The following is a 21,969-nucleotide window of genomic DNA, read 5'->3' as shown; positions in this document are numbered from 1 at the left end:
AGATGACCCTGATCACCGTTGAGAACCTCAGCGTGCGCTATGGCGCCAATACCGTTTTGCGTCATGTGGACATGGCTATCGAGCCCGGAGAGATCGTCACCATTGTCGGTCCGAACGGGTCGGGCAAGACCAGCCTGTTGCGGGCTGTCATCGGTGCCACCAGGCCATCCGCGGGCAAGGTTACCCGCAAGCCCGGTCTGAAGATCGGATATGTCCCGCAAAAACTGCACATTGATCCGACCCTGCCAATCTCGGTTGAGCGTTTCATGGGTCTGACCCACCGTGTTTCACGCAAAAGCTGCGAAAAGGCGCTTGAGACGGCGGGCGTGCCTGATCTTTTGCAGCGCCAGATGTCGCAATTGTCCGGCGGGCAGTTTCAGAGGGTGTTGCTCGCCCGCGCTCTGATCAATCGGCCGGATATCCTGCTTTTGGATGAGGCGACTCAGGGGCTGGACCAACCGGGATCGGCCGCATTCTATCGCCAGATCGAAGATGTGCGCCGCGAAACCGGCTGCGCCATTCTGATGATCAGCCATGAATTGCATGTGGTCATGAGCGCGTCGGACCGGGTGATCTGTCTGAACGGGCATGTGTGCTGCGAAGGGTCGCCAGCCGTTGTCGCCTCGGCCCCGGAATACCGGGCGCTGTTCGGTACCGGCACCGGCGGCGCGCTGGCGCTTTACCGTCATGATCATGACCACGATCACGACCACTGTGACCATTCTCAGGAAGCAGCAGAATAATGCTTGATGATTTCATGACCCGTGCAACGCTTGCGGGTGTCGGCGTTGCCTTTGCCGCCGCCCCCCTTGGGTGTTTCGTCGTCTGGCGCCGAATGGCGTATTTCGGAGACGCGACGGCCCACGCAGCCATCCTTGGCGTTGCGCTTTCGCTGACCTTTCAAATGTCTGTCTTCACCGGCGCATTGGCGGTTGCTTTGATCATGGCACTGACCGTCACCTTGCTGGCCGGACGTGGCTATGCGATGGACACGCTGTTGGGGGTTCTGGCGCATTCCGCACTTGCTTTTGGCCTTGTTGCGGTGTCGTTTTTGTCGGGTGTTCGTATTGACCTGATGGCGTATCTCTTTGGCGATATTCTTGCAGTGTCCCGCTCTGATCTGCTGGTGATCTGGGGCGGGGCCGCGCTTGTCGTGGCGCTGATCGCGTGGCGTTGGTCGCAACTGCTGACTGCGACGCTGAACGAGGAACTGGCCTATGCCAGCGGGTTCGATCCCAAACGCGAGCAGTTGATCCTGACGCTTTCCTTGGCCGTAACCGTGGCGGTGGCAATCAAGGTGGTGGGTGTTCTGCTGATTGCGGCCATGCTGATCATTCCGGCAGCTGCCGCGCGCAGTCTGGCAAAGTCCCCGGAAACGATGGCTTTGATCGCTGCCGTGATCGGTGCGTTTTCCGCCGTTGCGGGGCTGAGGGCTGCTTACGTGTTCGACACGCCCGCAGGCCCGTCGATCGTCTGCGTTGCCGCGATCCTGTTTGGCTGCTTCAGCCTGGTTGGCTGGCAGACACGGCACCGGGCCTAGGCCGCCCGGCTATCTGCGCTGGTGACCCCTGAGTCTAGTCTGAAAGGTTTACAACAGGCGGCAGATACGCTTTCACCTTAATGAATGTGTTTGTTGGGGAACGCCCCAACGCGCCTTAACCGAGCGGGACGCCATGGATCACACGTGGATCGACAAGTTCAAAGGTCTGAGCCGTCTGCCCGAAGATATTCGGGCAGAGCTTGTTGCAGGCAGTCAGGTCATTTCGCTGCCCGCAGGCACTCAGGTCTTTGCGCCGGGTCAGACGGCGGACAATCTGTTGCTGTTGCTGGACGGGACCGTTCGGGTGCAGCAGAAATCGGATACCGGTCGAGAGGTCTTTCTGTACCGGGTTCATGCAGGTGAAAGCTGCGTCTTGACCACCGCCTGCATGTTGGCGTTCGAGGATTACTCGGCCGACGGGATCGCCGAAACCGACATCACCGCCGTTGCCATCCCTCGGGGTACCTTTGACGGCCTCGTTGCAAAATCGACGGTGTTTCGCGAGTTTGTCTTTACCGCCTATTCTCGGCGGATCACCGACCTGTTCACATTGATCGACGACATCGTTTTTCAACGCATGGACGTCCGTCTGGCCGCACGATTGCTAGAGCTTGCGGACGACCGCAACGTCGTGCACGCAACCCACGCCATTCTTGGAACCGAGCTGGGAACCGCGCGCGAGGTGATCTCGCGCACCCTGTCCGAATTCCAGCGCCGCGGCTGGGTCGAGCAAGCCCGAGGTGAGGTTCGTCTGACCGAACGCGAAGGGCTGGAGCATATGGTCAAAGCCGCCAGCGCCGCCTGAAATCGTCCGATTTTCCAAAACTCGCGGCTTTGGTGACCAAGTCACCAAAGGTCCGACCCCGGCTGTGCGATTGAAAGCCCATCGATTCTCGATGGAGTAAGACATGACCACAAATATGGGAAAAATTGACCGCGCCCTGCGCATCGTGATTGCCGCAGCCCTGGCCTATGCCGCCCTTGGAACAACCGTGCTTGGCACCGGTGGCCTGTTTTGGCTGGCGTTGATCGTCGCGGCGGTCTTCACGCTGACTGCCTTTGTGGGGAACTGCCCGCTCTATCGCATCATCGGCCTGAAAACCTGCAGCGATTGCGGCTGACCGGAACGGTTGCCACACCCTGAATACGACCCGGAGGAGACATCACATGACGACATATCCCGTAAACATGGCCGTAAAACCCGACGTTTTCGCGTTTTTTGACGAGGCCACGAATACCATCAGCTATATCGTCAAGGATCCGGGTTCGAACGCCTGCGCCATCGTCGACAGCGTCATGGATATCGATTACGCGGCGGGCCGTATCACCTTTGATCACGCGGACGAACTGATCCGCGTGATCACGGAAAAAGGGCTGAAGCTGGAGTGGATCATCGAAACCCATGTCCACGCCGATCACCTGTCGGCCGCGCCGTATATTCAGGAAAAACTGGGCGGAAAGATCGGGGTCGGCGCCCAGATCACCGTAGTGCAGGATACATTCGGCAAGGTCTTCAACGAAGGCACCGAGTTTCAGCGCGACGGGTCGCAATTCGATGCCCTGTTCGAGGATGGCGACACCTACATGATCGGCACCATGCAGGCCTTTGCCATGTATACGCCCGGTCACACCCCAGCCTGCATGGTTCATGTGATGGGTAACGCGGCCTTTGTTGGCGACACCTTGTTCATGCCGGACGGAGGCTCGGCCCGTGCTGATTTCCCGGGTGGGGATGCCGGGGTTCTCTACGACTCGATCCAGAAGGTTCTGGCCCTGCCAGATGAAACAAGGCTGTTCATGTGCCACGACTACGGGCCGAACGGGCGCGATATCGCCTGGGAAACCAGCGTGGCCGAGGAAAAAGCCCACAACATCCATGTCGGTGGCGGCAAGACGAAGGAAGAGTTCGTCAGGTTCCGCACCGAACGCGATGCCACGCTTGCCATGCCCAACCTCATCATCCCCTCCCTGCAGGTCAACATGCGGGCCGGAGAGGTGCCGACCGACACGGATGGCAACCCGATGCTCAAAGTGCCGGTCAACGGGCTCTAAGCCGAAAAAGGGAGGAGAGTCATGGAACTGCGTACCATATCGTCCAAGTTCACGGTCAGCCCGCAGATCACGGTTGACGACGTTCAGACCATCGCAGCACAGGGATTTCGCGCGATCATCTGCAACCGGCCGGATGGCGAAGGCGCCGACCAGCCATCGTTCAAGGAAATTGCCGCCGCCGCCGAAACCGCAGGGATCGAGGCGCGCTATGTCCCGGTGCAGTCCGGCATGGTGAAAGATCAGGATGTTTCCGCGTTTGGCGAGGCGTTGGAGGACGTTCAGCGCCCGGTGCTGGCCTATTGCCGGACCGGAACACGATCGGCCACGCTATGGTCGTTTCACGAGGCCAAGAAACGCCCGATGTCCGAAATCCTGATGGCTACCAAGGCGGCAGGCTATGACATGAACGGCGTTGCCCGCCGGATTGCCAATGGCGGCAAAACCCCGACCGACACGGGCGACGCGCATTTCCAGGTGGTGATTGTCGGCGCAGGTGCGGGCGGCATCTCGGTCGCCGCCAGTCTGAAGTCACGGCAGCCTGATCTGGACATCGCGGTCATCGACCCCGCCGATATCCACTATTATCAGCCCGGCTGGACCATGGTGGGTGGTGGCATCTTTGACGCCCAGACAACGGCCAAAACCATGGGCAGCCTGATCCCGAAAGGGGTCCATTGGATCAAGGCCGCGGTCGCCGCGTTCGAGCCGCAGAACTACGCCGTCGTTCTGGACGGGTGCCGGGTGGTGAAATACGACCGCCTTGTCGTATGCCCTGGGTTGAAGCTGGATTGGGGTAAGGTCGAAGGGCTGGAAGAGACTCTGGGCCGCAATGGCGTGACGTCGAACTATCGATACGACCTCGCGCCCTACACCTGGAAACTGGTGCAGGAGATGAAGGATGGTAGGGCGCTGTTTACCCAGCCGCCGATGCCGATCAAATGCGCCGGTGCGCCGCAAAAGGCCATGTATCTGTCGGGCGATGCCTGGTTTAGGAGCGGCGCGCTGAAGGATATCGACATCCAGTTCATGAACGCGGGCGGCGTGTTGTTCGGGGTCAAGGATTATGTTCCGGCGCTGGAGCGATATATCGAGAAATACGGTGCCACGCTGAACTTCTTCCACAATCTGGTGTCAATCGACGGGCCAGCCAAAAGTGCGGTGTTCGAAGTGGTCAAACCGGATTGTGACCCGGATACAGTCGAGGTCGAGTTTGACATGATCCATGTGTGCCCGCCCCAGACTGCACCTGATTTCGTGCGTGTCTCACCGCTGGCCGATGCGGCGGGCTGGGTCGATGTGGATCAATCGACACTGCGTCACAAAACCTACGACAATATCTGGTCGCTTGGTGACGTGATGAATGCGCCCAATGCAAAAACCGCCGCAGCGGCCCGCAAACAGGCGCCAACCGTGGCGGGCAACATCGTGGCCGACATCGCAGGGCGTTCGGCTGTGGCGCAATATGACGGCTACGGGTCCTGCCCGCTGACGGTTGAACGCGGCAAGATCGTGCTGGCCGAGTTCGGCTATGGCGGTGCTCTGAAACCCAGTTTCCCGCGTTTCCTGATCGACGGGACACAGCCAAGCCGCATGGCATGGTTCCTAAAGGAAACTCTGCTGCCGCCGATCTACTGGAAGGCCATGCTGCGCGGTAAGGAATGGATGGCACGGCCCGAGAAGCTGAAGGTCTCACCAGAGTAGCAAGTGAATCTGCCTGCGTTTTCGTGCGCAGCGACATGCGGGGGGTGCCGGCAGCACTGCCCGCTCTGAACGCTGGAAAGTCTAGATGATCGAACACCTCCGCCAATATGTCCCCGTTCTGGACTGGGGCCGAACCTATACGCGCGGCGCCTTTTCAAACGACCTTATTGCGGCCCTGATCGTGACGATCATGCTGATCCCGCAATCACTAGCCTATGCCTTGCTGGCCGGATTGCCCCCCGAGGCGGGGATTTACGCATCAATCGTGCCCATCGTGCTGTATTCGATCTTCGGTACCAGCCGGGCTCTGGCAGTAGGACCTGTGGCGGTGGTTTCGCTGCTGACCGCAACGGCCATTGGGCAGGTGGCCGAACAGGGGACGGCGGGCTATGCCGTTGCGGCGCTGACGCTGGCCTTTCTGTCCGGTGGGTTTCTGGTGCTCATGGGCGTTCTGCGCCTTGGGTTTCTGGCCAATTTCCTTAGCCATCCGGTCATTGCCGGGTTCATCACGGCCTCGGGCATTCTGATCGCGACCAGCCAGGTCAAGCACATACTGGGGGTCAGCGCGCATGGTCATACGCTGCCGGAAATGCTGGGTTCGATCTTTCAACACCTGCCCGAGATCAACTGGGTGACCGTGGCGATCGGAACTCTGGCGACCGGTTTTTTGTTCTGGGTGCGAAAGAACCTCAGACCGTTTCTGAACCGGTTGGGAGTACCGCCGGTGCTGGCAGATATCCTGACCAAAGCCGGTCCTGTCGCAGCCGTGGCCGCCACGACCGTCGCAGTCTGGCGGTTCGATCTGGCTGCCGAGGGTGTGCAGATCGTCGGGAGCGTCCCCCAAAGCCTGCCGCCCCTGACCCTGCCTGGATTTTCCCCGGATCTGATCTGGGCGCTTGCTGTGCCTGCAATACTGATTTCGATCATTGGTTTTGTCGAAAGCGTTTCGGTGGCGCAAACTTTGGCGGCCAAGAAACGTCAGCGGATCGATCCGGATCAGGAGTTGATAGGTCTGGGGGCCGCAAATCTGGGCGCCGCCTTCACCGGGGGGTATCCGGTGACCGGCGGCTTTGCCCGCTCGGTTGTCAATTTCGATGCTGGCGCGGAAACGCCCGCAGCGGGTGCATTCACCGCCATCGGTCTGGCCATCGCGGCGGTGGCGTTGACACCTTTGGTTTTCTACCTGCCCAAGGCCACGCTGGCGGCGACCATCATCGTTGCCGTGCTCAGCCTTGTGGATCTGTCCATCCTGAAGAAAACCTGGCGCTATTCCCGCGCCGATTTTATCGCCGTGACCGCAACCATTCTGCTGACGCTGGGACTGGGGGTTGAGGTTGGGGTGGCCTCCGGTGTGGCGCTCTCGGTGCTGCTGCACCTCTACAAGACCTCGCGCCCGCATGTGGCCGAGGTTGGGCTTGTCCCCGGAACCCAGCATTTCCGGAACATCCTGCGCCATGATGTGGAAACCGTGCCCTCACTGGTGACGCTGCGCGTGGATGAGAGCCTGTATTTCGTGAACGCACGTTTTCTGGAGACGCTGATCCAAAGTCGCGTGACCGAAGGATGTGCGGTTCGGAATGTGGTGCTGATGTTCTCGGCGGTGAATGAGGTGGACTTTTCAGCCCTTGAAAGCCTTGAGGCGATAAACCACCGGCTGATCGACATGGGCGTCGGTCTGCACCTGTCCGAGGTCAAGGGTCCGGTCATGGACAGGCTGAACCGCACGCAGTTTCCCGATAAGTTGAACGGGCAGGTGTTTCTGTCGCAATATGATGCCTGGTCAAGCCTTGCCCAAAGCGAAACCAGTGCGGGGGGCGCGACGAGGTTCTCTTCGGTCGGTGGGTAACCTTCGACCCCGGTTCTTCGATCGCGTCGCGCGGGTAGTCTACGGTCCGTCTCAGCGGTGCGCTGACAGCGCCTGTTCCGTCAGGGTGGTTACCAGATTCTGCGCTGCTGTCAGGTCGACGGGTTCGACGCGCGTTGCGTGTTGCAGCCACACCCCGTCGATCAGCGCAACAATCATGCGCGCAATGTGTCCGCCCTCCTCATCGGAATAAAGCGGAGCAATGGCCGAGCGGACAACGTCGAGGTTCCGCTGCTGATAGCGCAGCAGTTCCTGATGATAGTCGGCTTCTGACCCTGCAAGGCAATAGAGCGTCAGCCACACCGACGACAGCCGTTTGTTCGATTGTTCGGGCGCCAGCGCCATACGCACCAGCGCCAGCACCTTGTCCCGCGGCGGGGTATCCTGTTCCGCGATCAGGTCCAGCTGCTCGCCATAGGAGGTCACCGCATGGCGGATCGCTGCCAGCAGCAGCCCCTGTTTGGTATCGTAGTAGTGGCAGACCAACCCGGCAGAAACACCCGCCTGATGCGCCACATCCCGGATCTTCAGCGCACAGAACCCCTTATCATTCAGCACGTCCATGGTGGCCTCGATGATCTGGAGCTTGCGGATTTCGATGTCTGACAAACGTGACACGGGGTGACCTCTTGTGACTTCGGGCCTTTGTAGGCGGCGCATAGGCTGAACACCAGTCACATCATTGAACCGCTGTTCAACAATTTATTGAACAGCGGTTCAATCAATGCTAGCCGTTCCGCAACACATGTCCGGAGGCCCAAATGATCCGCGCAATCAATCTGACCGATGCCGGGGCACATGCCCTGATGGCTGCCCCCCGCCAGATGATCATGAGCTCGCCCCAGGTAGTTTCGCCGCAGGAGTGGGAAAATCTCGTGATCGATCGTGCCTCGGACGAGGTGCGTGTCGGCACCTGGAAATGCGAGCCCTACACCGACGAGATCGTCGATTATGCCTATGACGAGTTCATGTTCATGATCGCCGGAACGGTCGAGTTGATTTATCCCGACGGCAGCTCTGACAGGTTTGGACCGGGGCAGGCATTCGTGTTGCCCAAGGGGTTCACCGGCACGTGGAAACAGCCCGAAACGGTCGTCAAATTCATGGCGATGATCCGCTGAACCGGGTGGGGCATTACGATTATATCATTGTGGGTGCTGGCTCTGCGGGTTGTGTGCTGGCGAACCGGTTGGGTGAAGACACACGCAAGCGCATTTTGGTGCTCGAGGCCGGGGGCAGCGACAATGCCATGATCGTGCGGATGCCCTCGGCCCTGTCGATCCCGATGAACACCAAGCGGTTCAACTGGGGGTTCGTAACCGAACCCGAGCCGCATCTGGACGGGCGCATCATGAACCTGCCGCGGGGCAAGGGGCTGGGGGGATCAAGCTCGATCAACGGCATGTGCTATGTGCGTGGCAACCCGATGGATTACGAACTTTGGGCGGATCATGGGGCGACGGGGTGGAACTGGGCCAACGTGCTGCCCTATTTCAAGCGATTGGAAAACGCTTCGGACGCAGGCGCATTTCGGGGGCGCAGTGGCCCGATCAAAGTGACACGCGGGCCCGAAATCAACCCTCTCTACCAGGCGTTCATCGAGGCGGGTGTTCAGGCCGGATACGCCCGCAGCGCCAATATGAACGACCTCCAGCATGAGGGCTTCGGCCCAATGGAAATGAACGTGGACGCGGGTGAGCGATGCAGTGCCGCCGTCGCCTATCTGCGCCCGGCCATGGCGCGGGGCATTGTCCGGGTCGTGACCCACGCCCACACGACGCGCATTGTGACTGAGGGGCGCAAGGCGGTCGGCGTTGAATACGACCACAAGGGAAAGCGCGTTCAGGCGCATGCTTCGGAGGTGATCTTGTCCGCAGGCTCGATCATGTCCCCCGTCATTCTGCAGCGGTCGGGCATCGGCCCGGGCGGTGACCTTAAGCAGACCGGGATCGACGTTGTCCATGACCTGCCCGGTGTCGGCGGCAATCTGATGGATCATCTGGAACTTTACGTGCAGCAGGAATGCACGCAGCCGGTGACACTTTACCCGCATATGAGCCTTTTGGGCAAAGCCCGGATCGGGTTGCGCTGGCTGCTGCGCCGCGACGGGTTGGGGGCCACCAATCATTTCGAGGCTGGGGCCCATATCCGCAGCCGTGCCGGTATCCTATACCCGGACATACAGTTTCACTTCCTGCCGCTGGCCATTTCTTATGACGGGAAAGCGCTGGCCAAGGGGCACGGGTTTCAGGTGCACGTGGGTACGAAGCGATCGAAAAGCCGAGGCAGCGTGCGGCTGAACGCATCGAACTCGCTGGAACCTCCTAGCGTGCGGTTCAACTATATGAGCCACGAAGACGACTGGACGGAAATGCGTGCCTGCGTCCACCTGGCGCGCGAGATTTTTCAGCAACCCGCCTTGGCCCCTTTCGCCGGTCGTGAACTTGCCCCGGGACCGGATTGCAAAAGCGACGCGCAGATCGATCAGTTCATCAAGGACAAGGTCGAAAGCGCCTATCACCCTTGTGGAACCTGCCGGATGGGTGCGGACGCGCAGGCCGTCATCGACCCCAAAACGATGCGCGTGCACGGGATGGAGGGATTGCGCGTCGTTGATGCTTCGGTCATGCCGCAGGCCACGGCCGGGGACCTCAACGTGCCGACGCTGATGCTGGCGGAACGCGCCGCTGATCTGATCAGAGGCGCCAGCTTGCCCGCTGCCGATCCGGCGCCGGTGTTGGTGGATGCCAATTGGCAGAACCGTCAGCGGTCGGGGACAATTGGCGCGGACCTGAGCGGCGTGGACACCGGAACCCTGTTTGCAGAAGAGCGTAATCTTGTGAGCGGCAAAACGTATCGATAACCGATTGCTGAGGATTGCCCTCGGATGGGCCAGCAGGTCAGCCCGCCTCCGCCAATCCTTACATGGGCATCATACTGAAAAGGCTTGATCTGAAGGCAGGGCCTCTTGGGCGGCGCGTTCAGATATCTGCGCTACTCTGAGGCAGGCTCTCGCTCCATTTCCGCAGCGCGTCCAGAAACCCAAGTGCGGTGCAACCCAATTCGGTGATCTCGTACTGTACCGAAACCGGCGCGGTGTCCATCACTTCGCGCCGGACCAGGCCCCGAGCCTCAAGCTGGCGCAGCCGCTCGGTGATCATCTTTTTGCTGGCGCCGCCAATCAGGCGGGACAGATCGTTAAAGCGCACAGGACCGTCCTTGAGGTGCCACAGGATGGACCCCGTCCATTTCCCGCCGATGATCCGCATGCCGCGTTCGATCGGGCAAGGCTCTGAACAGGCGTCATGAACCTGCCGCCGCCCCTTGGTATCGTCTTCGATCCGCGCCCGCATTCTGCACCTCCGCCGCTCAAGAACTAGGTTACTAAAAGTATACTGGTTGCATTTCCTTCATTGGGTACACAACTTCATCACGACGGCGCACAAAGTCAAGCGACCGCAGAGTCATGGAACAAGGAACCAGACATGAGCAACATCCTGATCATCAACGGCACGCAGCCCTATGAGTTCGCCCCGGGACGTTTGAACGCAAGCCTGGCGCAAAAAGCGCAGGAGACGCTGGCAGCCAAAGGTCATACGGTGCGCCTGACGACCATTGCGGATGGCTACGACATCGACGCCGAGGTGGACGCGCATGTCTGGGCCGATGTGGTCATCATGCAATTCCCGGTGAACTGGATGGGAACGCCCTGGGTGTTCAAGAAATACATGGACGAAGTGTACACTGCCGGAATGGACGGGCGTCTGAGCACCGGGGATGGCCGCACCACCGAAGCGCCGAAAGCCAACTACGGTATGGGCGGAGGGCTGCAGACCACGAAATACATGCTGTCCGTGACCTTCAACGCGCCGCAAGAGGCGTTCGACAACCCGTCAGAGCCCTTCTTTGCAGGCGACAGCGTCGATGACCTGATGCGCCCGATCCACTTGACCGCCAAATTCCTTGGCATGGAACAGCTGCCGACCTTTGCCGCGTATGACGTCATGAAAAACCCGGGGATCGAGGCCGATTTCAAACGTTTTGACGCCCATCTGTCCGCCGTATTCGCCGAGGCCGAACATGTCGCGGCCTGATATCCATCTCTATACCGCGGCCACCATGAACGGTTACAAACCGGTGATCTTCTTGGAGGAAGCAGGCGTTCCCTATGACCTCACGGCGATCGATTTCTCGAAACAGGAGCAGAAAACACCGGAGTTTCTGAAGCTCAACCCCAACGGCAAAATCCCGACGATCGAAGACCGGGCCGAGGGGCGGGCGATTTTCGAAAGCGGGGCCATCCTTTGGCATCTGGCCGAGAAATACGGGCAATTCCTGCCCGCCGATCCGGTCAAACGGTCCGAAGTGATGCAATGGATGTTCTTTCAGGTCGGCCATGTCGGCCCGATGATGGGACAGGCGATGTATTTCCAACATATTGCCGCCCCAAACGGTCATGAGGAACCGTTTTCGATCAAACGCTATATCGACGAATCCCGCCGGTTGCTTGAGGTTCTTGACGCCCATCTTGAGGGCAAGGAATGGCTTGCGGCCGGGGAATACACCATCGCAGACATGATGATCTATCCCTGGGCGCGCGCCTATGTCTGGGCCCGCGCAAGCGTTGAAGGCCTGCCCCACCTTCAAGCCTGGTTCGACCGGATTGATGCCCGCCCGGCGGTGCAAAAGGCCCTGACCATTCCCAAGGTAAACCCGCATTTTTGGGACACAGAGGCCGATGCCAGCGCTTTTGCCAAGGAAAATGCAGCCCGATTTGCCGGGGATGTCAGGAAGGACTGATTGCGGAACTGTCATTGATCCTGACGATCACGGCGGGACATGCGTATGTCCGGCGACGTTACAACCATTGCCTGTTTCGCTATCATGCCGCATGTGCCTTCTTGGATAGGCACTTGATCCTGGGGAGGGCGCCGTCTCAGCACCTGCATTCCCCGTGACCCGGGCCTGGATGACGTATCGCCATGAGTGACACTATATCGGAGCAGAGAAGCCTGCGTGCGAAACTCTACTGGTGGCTGGAGCGGCCCGACCGCACCGCAATCGGGCCATGGCTGCTTGAGATCGCTTTGATCGTTCTGATTTCGCTCAATGTCACCGCCGTGATCCTTGAGACGGTCGGACCCATCTACACGCGCTGGCACGTCGCGCTGGACCTGTTCGAAGGGCTTTCCTTGCTTGTTTTTGTGGCCGAGTACGCCGGGCGTCTCTGGGTTGCGCCGGAAGACCCGGATTGCAAATCCCGTCTGGCCTGGGTCCGGTCTCCGCTGGCCGTGATTGACCTGCTGGCGATATTGCCGGCACTGCTCTACCTGTTTTTCCCGATGGATCTGCGCATCCTGCGAACGTTCCGGATGCTGCGGCTGCTCAAGTTGACCCGGTATTCTCCGGCCCTGGGGATGCTGTTTGCCGTGTTCGAGGAAGAGGCCGGATCTTTCTTTGCCGGGTTTTTCATTCTGCTGGTGATGCTGATTTTCGCCGCCAGCGGTGCCTGGATAGCCGAGCACGAGGCGCAGCCCGAAGCCTTTGGCTCGATCCCTGCAGCCATGTGGTGGGCCATGGCCACATTGACGACCGTGGGCTATGGCGATGTGACACCGGTCACCGTGGCGGGCAAAGTGTTTGGCGCCTTGATTACAGTGATCGGCATCGGCATGGCGGCGTTACCTGCGGGGATCCTTGCCAGCGGCCTGAACGACCAGCTGCACCGGCGCCGCGCCAGAATGGAGCGCGAATTCCGCGCCGCGCTGGAAGATGGCGATATCTGCGAAGCGGATGAAAAGGATATCGAAGCCCTGAGAAAAAGTCTGGGCCTGTCGCACCGTGCCGCCAATCACATTCGCGACCAAATCCACTCCGAGACACAATCAGAGGCAGGCCGGTGCAAAACCTGCGGTCAGTCCCTGCCGGTACCCGAGGAGGCGCTGGACTAAAGTGCCGAATTGTCGAAGCGCGTGACCAGACCCTCTGCCAAAGCGATATCAACGGGCCTATGGCCTTTGGTCATCCGGCGCAAAACGCTGCTGAACCTGCGAAGTTTGGATGGACGGGGTCCGGTGTTCTCTTTACCTATCACCAGAACAGAATAAGCACGCGCCTATCGCCCGTGCAGAGGTATCAGAGACCGGAGCATACAACATGGCCCAAGGCCAAACGATTTCTATTCAGGATGCCTTCAAACTGGCGATGTCGCATTATCAGAACGGCGAGCTGAAACCGGCGGCCACGTTGTTCTCCGAGATTGTCAAGGCCGCACCGGCCCATGCGCACGCGCATCAGATGGTCGGCCTCACCGCGTTTCTGGCCGGGCAGGGGGACGTCGCCGTCAAAGCTATGCGCGAAGCGGTCCGGCTGCAGCCGAACGATGCTGTGTTTCTGGCAAATTTCGTCGAAATCCTGCGCTCAGCCGGTGAGTTGGACGAAGCCGTAGACATCGGACTGCGGGCGATCCGCCTGGCGCCGGGAAGTGCCGCGGCGCATTCGAACCTCGGCCTTGTCTACTATGATCAGAACAACCTGACAGAGGCCGAAGCATCGCAACAACGCGCGCTCGTGCTGGACCCTGATTTTGACCGTGCCATCAATAACCTAGGCAGCATTGCCCGCGACAATGGCGACCGTGCAAAGGCGGCAGAGTATTACCGCAAGGCGCTGCGGATTAACCCGGCCTCGTCCGAGACTACCAACAATCTGATTTCCGTTCTGGTCGAGGCCGAGAACCCTTCAGAGGCCCGCGCCGTGGCCGAGGCGCAGATGCAGCGCACCCCGCAAGATGCGGAATTGCACCGGAATTTCGGCAGGATATTCCTGCTGGAAAACGATCTGGACAAAGCAGAGTCCGCCTTTCGCAATGCGATTGCGATCAACGGGCAAAAGGCCGAAAGCTATGTGGGGCTGGCGCAGGTTTTGTTCGAAAAGAACCACCCCAAACTGGCCTTGATCGAAGCCGAAAACGCTGTGCGCCTTGATCCGAACTGCGCCGTGGCCTTCCACTATGTGGCCATGGCCAAGGCTCATCTGGGCGATCTGGCCGGCGCCATTGCCAACTATGAAACGGGGCTGGAGCTGAAGCCGGACATGTCGGCCAGCCTGCTGGCGCTGGGGCATCTTGCGCTGGAACAAGGTGACGCTGATACCGCCCGCGCCCGGTTTGAACAGGCCGCTGATACCGCAGAAGACAAGCTGGGCGCGTTGCTTGCTCTGTCAAAGGTGGACAAGACCACCCCGAACAGCCCGATCTTTCACCAGATGGAAGCGGCTCTGCCCACCGCCGCCGACATGCTGCCCCAGAAAGCGGCGGCTTATCACTATGCGATGGGCGAGTGTTATGAGCAGTTGAAACGGTATGATGAGGCATTCCGGCAGTTTGATACCGGTGCCCGGCTAAAGCGTGGCCTCGTCGACTATGACGCGGCTGAAACGGATCGGTTGACGGACGATCTGATCGCTACTTTCGACAGCAATATGATCCACCGGTTGCGCGGTTGCGCCGTCAGCAGTGACCGACCGATCTTTGTGCTGGGGATGCCGCGATCGGGCACAACGCTGACCGAGTCCATTCTGGACGCGCACAGCAATGTCTTCGGTGCAGGTGAGCTGAATGACATGCAAAACCTGTTCAGCCGCGTGGATGGCACCCCGGCCACGGTGCCGGAAACCGTCAGGGCGCTTTCGGACGACCGGCTGAACCAACGCGCCGAGGATTATATCGAAACGCTGACCGGGCACGCGCCCGCAATGCCCCGCATCGTGGACAAGATGCCCGCGAATTTTCAGCTGCTGGGCTTGATCCACGGTCTGTTTCCCAACGCGAAAATCATCCACGTCGCCCGCAACCCGTTTGACACCTGCCTGTCCTGTTACACGCGCCTGTTCGAGCGTAGCCAGTTGCACAGCTATGATCTGGTCGAATTGGGCGGCTACTACACCAACTATGTGCGCCTCATGAACCACTGGTACGACACGCTGCCCGAAGGCGCGTTCCTGACGGTTCATTACGAAGCGTTGGTCGATGATATCGAGGCCCAGACCAGACGGTTGCTGGAGTTTTGCGGTTTGGACTGGGACAGCAACTGCCTGGATTTCCACGCCCGCAAACGGCGCGTGCGAACCGCCAGTGTGCAACAGGTGCGCCAACCGCTCTACCGGTCCTCCAAGGCCAAATGGCTGAACTATGAGGATCAACTGAAACCGCTGGTCGAAACGATTGGCGATATTTCGATAGATTTCTGAGTGTTGAGCCTGCGCAACCAAAGGTAGGGCGGATAACCCGCCCTACCCGAAAACTAATGGTGTGCCCGGTGAGGTGCCGGTCAGAAGGACCACCGCAGTCCGGCCCGGAAGTTCGGCCCCTGCGCGTCGCTGCCGATTTCCTGTTCGGCATTGGCCTCGAACTGCATGTTGGGGACAAACTCGTGCTCGTACCCGATCAGCACGCTGCCGCCGGTGAAATCGTTCGAGGCAAAGGACAGGCTCTGCGTGGTTGAGAACACCGTCACGGACGCATCGGTATCACCCAGATCACGCCGCAACACGCCCGACAGCTGACCAACCAGAGTGCCGCCACTGTTCAGCGCCCTTTCCACATCGACACCCAGACGGGCCTCGATCACTTCGGTGGTGCTGTCCCCGACCGTGGCATTGGCCGACGAACCGGTCTCGGTATAGCCGTCATCCTTCTGGCGGGTATAGCGCACATCGCCAAAGCCCATCAGCGAGAACGCGTTGCTGACGTCGAACGGCCGTTCGGCCCCCAAATAGGCGGTCACAAGCGTGCTGTCATACTCGGCATTCGCATCGGCGCTGCCGGTAATTTGGCGGGACCGATCGGTGGACAGCCAGCCGAAGCCCAGCCCGGCCTCAACCGTGTACAAGCCGAACTGACGGCCCACAGAGGCGTCCAGATACACGCCGTCGGTGTCGAAATCCGTCGTATCCGTATCCCCATCCGAGCGGAATACGCCCAGCCCCAAAGCCAGCGCCAGACCATTGTCCAGTTGACCGGAATACCCGACACTGCCGTTGAACACCGTGACATCGGTATCCGTTCCCGCGTTTTCGAACTGGCGCGACGTGGCGTCGATCATCGCATAGGGACGGAAGGGGCCAAAGCTGATGCCCGACACCCGACCGGTGGTCGAATTGCGCGTGACCTGCACCTGCCCCCCATAGTTCAGTGCGTTCACCGACCCGTTGACCGCACCACCGTAGAAGGCCGTCACATCGGCCGACGTCAGCAGGTCCGAGGAATCGACACTGGCGTAAACTGGCGCCGCACCGCCTTCATCCTGCACGAACCAGCCCGAGCGTCCGTCCGAAACCGTGGTGGTAAACACACCGGATCCCGCAGCAGCGTCCTCGAACCGGAACACCGCACTGCCGCCATTTGCATCCAGGTTGACGTTGTGATCCTGAACCCGGATCACACCGCCCACCGTGTCGGTGCTGACCAGATTCAGGGTCCCGGTGCCGGTTCCCAGATAGATGGCATAGGCATCGCCGGCTTCGGACGATGCCGAGATATCGCCCACGGCCGCGATTTCACCGTCAAAGTTTTCGAAGTAGAGGCCATAAGCGTTGACCATATCGCCGCCCGAGGCCGTCGCCTGAATAACTCCGTTGTTCGAGAAACTGCCTTGCATGTCTTCGATATAGAACCCTGCGGCGGTGCCATCAGCGCTGGCCGTGGCATTGACCAAAGTGGCCGTCGCCGTCACGGTCCCCGAGTTGGAGACATCCCCCGCCATCGTGTCGTACAGCAGAACAGCCTGCGCCCGTGCGCTCTCGGCCCCTTGGGCAAAAACAGTGATGTTGCCGCTGTTCTGGACCAAACCGCTGGTGCCGCCGCGTATGTAAATGCCGCGGGCGCTGGAATCCTCGGTCGGTGACAGGCTTTGTGCGGTGATCGTGCCCGAATTGGTCAGCGAACCGTCCAGACCGTCGCGGATAAACACACCTGCCACATAGGCGCTGTGACCCTGCGCCTGAACCGCGATTGCACCGCTGTTGCTGACGTTACCGTTGACCCCTGCTCCGGTGTAAAAGCCATAGGCCTGCGCCTCGGTGTCCTGAGATGTTGCGTGTGCTGTTACCGAACCCGAATTCGAAAAGTCTCCATTGACGGTTTCTTCGACATAAAACCCGTGGGCCTCAGCTTCGGCTTGTGCCGAGGATTGCACGGATACCGAACCCGCATTTGTGATACTGCCGTCGAAGTCATCGACGCTGCCATCGCCACCGACATAAAAACCGTTAGAGATGGCAATATTGTTCGATGAACTCGCGCTGACGGTAATCGCGCTTTGGTTGTTGAAGTCGCCCGTCATTCCGTGTTGCGAGTAGACCGCCGATGCAAGCGCCTGTTGCTGGGCTTCAGCCTGAACGACCATTGATCCTGTGTTCGTCACATTGCTGTCGGGTGCGTGATGATCAAAGTAGATTGCATAGGCGTTGGCATATTCATCATCCGAACTGGCCTGTACTGCGAAAGTGCCAGAGTTGTTGATATCCACGTCCACCGCGTCATTTCGGGTCAGAAGACCATAGGCCTGCGCCTCTTCCTCACCCGCATCCGCCACGGCAAGAATAGTGCCCGAGTTGTTCAGCGCGCCAGTCCAGTCCCGGTTGACGTAAACACCGGCAACCGTGGCTTCGGTGGCACCAATCCCCTGAACCGAGATCACACCCGAGTTGACGATTGCGCCATCCAGACCCGAAACCACCGAGATGCCATACCCCAGCGCATCATCGGTATGGCTCTGGGTGACAATCGAAATCGTGCCAGAGTTCAGGATGTCTGCCTCAGCCTCACCGGACACTCTCAGCCCGATCGCCTCGGCCTCACCCCCGGAATTTGCCTGTAGGGTGATCAAGCCACTGTTGCTGATATCCTCAGTGACACCGTCGCGGATGCTGACGCCATAGGCGTCCAGATCATCCTCATCCGTGTGGCCAATAACCTGAATCGTGCCCGTGTTGGAAAATGCCCCGTCCAGACCACCATCGATCCGGATGCCGTACACATCGGCCGAGGTGGCGCTGTCGACTTCACTGCGGATAATGCCGCTGTTTTCGACATTCCCGGTCACGCCATCATGGACGAACAGACCATAGGCATAGGCCTGTTTGTCCTCTGCGGTCCCTTTCACCAACAGGGTTCCGGCGTTGCTGACACCACCCTGAACGTGGCCTGTGACATCCAAACCCATCGCCGAGACGTCCTCATGATTGGCGTTCGAAGCTGTGGCTGCAACAGTCAGGCTGCCTGTGTTTGAAAAGACGCCCATCAGATCGCCATTGATCTGGAAACCCGACGCGGTGGCCGTGTCTACACCTGCTGCCGAAACGGAAACCGACCCGTCGTTCACGATGTTTCCGGTCATGTCGCCATAGGACACCAACCCATAGGCCAAAGCACCCGATGAGGCCGCGACAGACTCGGCGCGGATACTGCCTATATTGAGTATGTTCCCGTCCAGGCCTCCGCCAATGCGCAGACCGGCGGCGTCTGCTGTTTCGGATCCCGCATGTGCAACAGCTGTAACACTGCCCGAGTTTGTGATGCTACCTGTCAGACCGCTTGTAATGTCGACGCCGCTGGCCCGCGCGCTTGAGCCGCTGGCATCAGCCTTGACCGTGATGTCGCCGCCGTTGTTGAGATCCCCGGTCAGACCGCCGGCAATGTCGATACCGTTGACGGAAATCTCGTCAGAACCCGAGGCATTGACGGTAATCGTGCCGGTATTCGAGACCATCCCAGTCAGACCACCGCTGACATCAAACCCGTCCGCGCGTACCTCAGTCGATCCGGACGCGGTCACCGTGACGGTGCCAGAGTTTGTGAGGTCTCCGGTCATCCCACCGGCAACATGCAGGGCCTCGGCCACAACACGGCTGAAACCCCCATCCGCTTTGACCGAAATTGTTCCGGAATTCAGGAAGTTCCCGTCAAAACCGCTGGAGACATTGAAAGCGTCTCCATCAGCGGCCGAGGTACTGTTGGAAACGACGGTGACTGTTCCTGTGTTCGTGATGTTCCCGGTCATGCCGCTGCTGACGTAGAACGCGTCGGCATCCGCTTCGCTAAAGCCGCTGTTGGCATTGACCGAAATCGTCCCGGAATTCAGGAAATTGCCGGTTAGACCACTGCTGACATAAAACGCGTCCGCATCGACCGAAGAGGAGCCCGCCGCGTTGACAGTTACCGTGCTGGCGTTGGTGATGTCACCGGTCATGCCGCCGCTGACATAGAACGCATCGGCGTCGGTTTGGTTGAAGCCGCCCTGCGCGTTGATCTGAATGCTGCCTGAGTTCAGAAAGCTACCCGTCAGGCCGCTGCTGACGTAGTACCCATCCGCGTCCACGGATGAAGACCCCGAAGCGGTGATTGTCATCGTCCCCGCGTTGGTCACATTCCCCTGCAAACCGTTGTTGACGCGCACCCCGTCGACATTTGAACTGGTTTGGCTGTTAAGCGCCTGAACCGTGATGCTGCCTGAATTCAACACATTGCCGGTCAGGCCATTGTCAACCTGGACGCCTGTGGCCTGTGCTGTTTCAGCTCCGGAATTGGTCTGAACGGTGATGGTGTTCGAATTGACCAGATTTCCGTTTACTGCGCCCTCCACATCGACACCGATCGCCGAAACACTGGCGCCGCCGGTCGTTGTCGCGCTCAGGGTCCCGGTGTTGCTGATGGTGGTGTTGACGTCATCGCCAAACAGTAATGCCGCCGCTGTCGCGTTCGAGGACCCGGCTGCGGCCACAGCAGAAATTGTTCCCCCGTTTTGGACCGTTCCGGTTGCCTGAACGCCGTCCTCGAACCCTGCGCCGACGGCGACTGCATTGTCAGCAATAGTCGCGGCATTGGCCGACAGGGTTCCGGTATTCTGGAACGTCCCGCCGAAATCACCGTTGGTCAAAAAGCTCATGGCCGTGGCGTTGCTGGTCGCACCGGCAACCGTTGCGCTGATCGCGCCATTGTTCACGATCTGGCCGGAGGGCAGTACCTGAGTGTCCACCAGCAAACCAATAGCCGTTGCATTGGCCGTTGCCGACACGGTGCCATCGTTGATCAGGGTGCTGGAATAAACCGGGTCTAGCGTCACGGCAGGGGCCGTAGCCGTGGAAACACTCACCGATCCTGTGGACGTGATGCTGTTATCCTCGTCATTCAAGAAGACCACTAGAGAGGTTTGGGGCTTGGAAATCACCTCAGCTACGGCCATCCCCGACGACACTGTCCCTATGGATGCCGAGGCCAGAAACACCGAAGGAGCAATGCTGGCAATTTTGCCTTTCCATTTGACAACTCGACCACCCCTGGCCGCGCGCGCCTGCACGGACCGCCCCAAACCGCCTGTATTCACCGATGTCTCCCCTCAAAGGACTTTTTTGTTTGCTTGGACGTTCCCTAAGAACGAAACCCGGCCTAAATGTGGCAAGCTCAGTGGATGTGGACTTTTAATTCACACGCGATGTGTCAGTTGCAGCTCGGCAAGTTTCAGTCTTATATTATATATTGATTTCAAAGTGATACACTTAATAGAAAAACGGTACCGCAGGTTGAGGCACCGAGGGGAAAATACTCCGAGGTTGTGAATTGGACGTTCGAGTCGGCCAGCTCTGCTCTGCTGACACCCGCACAAAAAACTGCGAGGGCTATTCCCTCGCAGTTTCTGTTTTTCAATCTCAAACGGGTCAGGCCGCAGCGATCTGGCCTGCTTTCTCTACCAGCACTTCGGCTTGACGGATCGACGCATAATCGATCAGGCGGCCGTCCAGCGACACCGCGCCTTTGCCTGCGGCTTCGGCCTCGGCCATGGCAACGAGAATGCGCTGAGCCTTGTTGACCTCGGCGTCGGACGGGGACATCACCTCGTTCGCCAGCGTGATCTGGCTGGGGTGGATCGCCCATTTGCCTTCGCACCCCAGAACCGCCGCACGTTTGGCCGCAGCGCGGTAACCGTCCGGGTCCTGGAAATCGCCGAACGGCCCGTCAATCGGGCGCAGACCGTTGGCGCGGGCGGCAACCACCATACGCGCCAATGCATAATGCCACATGTCGCCCCAATGGGTCATGCGACCGCCATCCGTATCCGGGTCAGTCAACACCGAATAATCCGGGTTCACACCGCCGATGATCGTGGTCCGCGCGCGGGTCGAGGCCGCATAGTCGGCAACGCCAAAATGCAGGCTTTCGTTGCGCTTCGACGCGGCTGCGATCTCGCTGACATTCTGCATCCCCAGCGCAGTTTCGATGATGTGCTCGAAGCCGATGCGTTTCTTGTAGCCCTTGGCGTCTTCGATCTGAGTAACCAGCATATCGACGGCATAGACGTCAGCGGCGGTGCCGACTTTGGGGATCATGATCAGGTCCAGCCGCGTACCGGCCTGTTCGACCACGTCCACCACGTCGCGGTACATATAATGCGTGTCCAGACCGTTGATCCGCACCGACATGGTCTTGTTGCCCCAGTCGATATCGTTCAGCGCTTCGATGATGTTCTTGCGCGCCTGTTCCTTTTCATCGGGTGCAACGGCGTCTTCCAGATCAAGGAAAATGACGTCCACATTCGACTGCGCCGCCTTTTCGAACATACCGGGCTGACTGCCCGGAACGGCCAGCTCGCTGCGGTTCAGGCGGGCAGGGGCTTGTTCAATGGAATGAAAGCTCATGGTTCGGGTCCTTCAACTTACAGGTTAGGATAGATCGGGAATTTGGCGCAGAGGTCTGCGACCTCGGCTTTGACCTTGGCTTCGACTTCGCCGTTGCCGTCCTCGCCATTGGCGGCCA

The 21,969-nt window shown here is 59.6% G+C and carries 17 protein-coding genes; 13 read left to right on the top strand and 4 right to left on the bottom strand.

Annotated features, from left to right (window positions below; all coding sequences use genetic code 11):
• The first annotated feature begins 2 nt into the window (after positions 1–2).
• From ACR0NT_RS18040 to ACR0NT_RS18010, 7 genes are all read left to right on the top strand, one after another.
• Positions 3–743 (top strand): metal ABC transporter ATP-binding protein, encoded by a 741-nt coding sequence (locus tag ACR0NT_RS18040; protein ID WP_170674920.1) that lies wholly within the window; start codon positions 3–5, stop codon positions 741–743.
• Positions 743–1,540 (top strand): iron chelate uptake ABC transporter family permease subunit, encoded by a 798-nt coding sequence (locus ACR0NT_RS18035; protein ID WP_170448748.1) that lies wholly within the window; start codon positions 743–745, stop codon positions 1,538–1,540. Before ACR0NT_RS18040 ends, ACR0NT_RS18035 begins: the two co-directional genes overlap by 1 nt.
• A 133-nt stretch (positions 1,541–1,673) precedes the next feature.
• The gene (locus ACR0NT_RS18030; RefSeq protein WP_170674918.1) at positions 1,674–2,345 is read left to right on the top strand and encodes a Crp/Fnr family transcriptional regulator; all 672 of its coding nucleotides are present in this window, start codon (positions 1,674–1,676) and stop codon (positions 2,343–2,345) included.
• 103 nt (positions 2,346–2,448) lie between these two features.
• Positions 2,449–2,661: a YgaP family membrane protein gene (locus ACR0NT_RS18025; protein WP_170674916.1), complete on the top strand. Its 213-nt coding sequence runs from the start codon at positions 2,449–2,451 to the stop codon at positions 2,659–2,661.
• A 46-nt stretch (positions 2,662–2,707) separates the two neighbouring features.
• A complete protein-coding gene (locus tag ACR0NT_RS18020) occupies positions 2,708–3,592 on the top strand; it encodes an MBL fold metallo-hydrolase (protein WP_170674914.1) in 885 nt (294 codons plus the stop codon).
• 21 nt (positions 3,593–3,613) lie between these two features.
• The gene (locus ACR0NT_RS18015; RefSeq protein ID WP_170448740.1) at positions 3,614–5,293 is read left to right on the top strand and encodes a bifunctional protein tyrosine phosphatase family protein/NAD(P)/FAD-dependent oxidoreductase; all 1,680 of its coding nucleotides are present in this window, start codon (positions 3,614–3,616) and stop codon (positions 5,291–5,293) included.
• 85 nt (positions 5,294–5,378) lie between these two features.
• A complete protein-coding gene (locus tag ACR0NT_RS18010; protein ID WP_480443456.1) occupies positions 5,379–7,139 on the top strand; it encodes a SulP family inorganic anion transporter in 1,761 nt (586 codons plus the stop codon).
• 51 nt (positions 7,140–7,190) lie between these two features.
• On the opposite strand, the gene betI is transcribed toward ACR0NT_RS18010, so the two are convergent.
• Entirely contained in the window at positions 7,191–7,775 is a 585-nt protein-coding gene (gene betI, locus ACR0NT_RS18005) for a transcriptional regulator BetI (RefSeq protein ID WP_170674912.1), read from the bottom strand.
• 143 nt (positions 7,776–7,918) lie between these two features.
• Here betI and ACR0NT_RS18000 point away from each other — a divergent pair, with 143 nt between their 5' ends.
• Both ACR0NT_RS18000 and betA read left to right on the top strand, forming a co-directional pair.
• Positions 7,919–8,278 (top strand): cupin domain-containing protein, encoded by a 360-nt coding sequence (locus ACR0NT_RS18000; RefSeq protein WP_170674909.1) that lies wholly within the window; start codon positions 7,919–7,921, stop codon positions 8,276–8,278.
• Positions 8,279–8,283: 5 nt separating this feature from the next.
• Positions 8,284–10,020, top strand: a complete 1,737-nt coding sequence (gene betA / locus ACR0NT_RS17995; protein ID WP_170674969.1) for a choline dehydrogenase — start codon at positions 8,284–8,286, stop codon at positions 10,018–10,020.
• Between the two features lie 118 nt (positions 10,021–10,138).
• Here the strand turns inward: betA and ACR0NT_RS17990 are convergent, their stop codons facing one another.
• Positions 10,139–10,510, bottom strand: coding sequence for a winged helix-turn-helix transcriptional regulator (locus ACR0NT_RS17990; RefSeq protein ID WP_170448732.1), 372 nt, complete (start codon positions 10,508–10,510; stop codon positions 10,139–10,141).
• A gap of 132 nt (positions 10,511–10,642) precedes the next feature.
• Between ACR0NT_RS17990 and ACR0NT_RS17985 the strand changes: the two genes are divergently transcribed.
• The 4 genes from ACR0NT_RS17985 (at position 10,643) to ACR0NT_RS17970 (ending at position 15,407) form a co-directional block, all read left to right on the top strand.
• A complete protein-coding gene (locus ACR0NT_RS17985; RefSeq protein ID WP_170448730.1) occupies positions 10,643–11,251 on the top strand; it encodes an NAD(P)H-dependent oxidoreductase in 609 nt (202 codons plus the stop codon).
• Entirely contained in the window at positions 11,238–11,957 is a 720-nt protein-coding gene (locus ACR0NT_RS17980) for a glutathione binding-like protein (RefSeq protein WP_170674907.1), read from the top strand. Before ACR0NT_RS17985 ends, ACR0NT_RS17980 begins: the two co-directional genes overlap by 14 nt.
• A 182-nt stretch (positions 11,958–12,139) precedes the next feature.
• Positions 12,140–13,108 (top strand): ion transporter, encoded by a 969-nt coding sequence (locus ACR0NT_RS17975; protein ID WP_170448725.1) that lies wholly within the window; start codon positions 12,140–12,142, stop codon positions 13,106–13,108.
• 205 nt (positions 13,109–13,313) lie between these two features.
• A complete protein-coding gene (locus tag ACR0NT_RS17970; protein ID WP_170674905.1) occupies positions 13,314–15,407 on the top strand; it encodes a tetratricopeptide repeat-containing sulfotransferase family protein in 2,094 nt (697 codons plus the stop codon).
• A gap of 80 nt (positions 15,408–15,487) precedes the next feature.
• Here the strand turns inward: ACR0NT_RS17970 and ACR0NT_RS17965 are convergent, their stop codons facing one another.
• Positions 15,488–20,311, bottom strand: coding sequence for a hypothetical protein (locus ACR0NT_RS17965; RefSeq protein WP_170674903.1), 4,824 nt, complete (start codon positions 20,309–20,311; stop codon positions 15,488–15,490).
• 562 nt (positions 20,312–20,873) lie between these two features.
• On the bottom strand, positions 20,874–21,851 hold the full coding sequence (locus ACR0NT_RS17960) for an HpcH/HpaI aldolase/citrate lyase family protein (RefSeq protein ID WP_170674902.1): 978 nt from the start codon (positions 21,849–21,851) through the stop codon (positions 20,874–20,876).
• Between the last annotated feature and the right edge of the window lie 118 nt (positions 21,852–21,969).

This window comes from Ruegeria sp. AB10 (assembly GCF_056542745.1).
The sequence above is the reverse complement of the archived record's forward strand: the minus strand, read 5'-3'. Positions and strand labels throughout refer to the sequence as shown.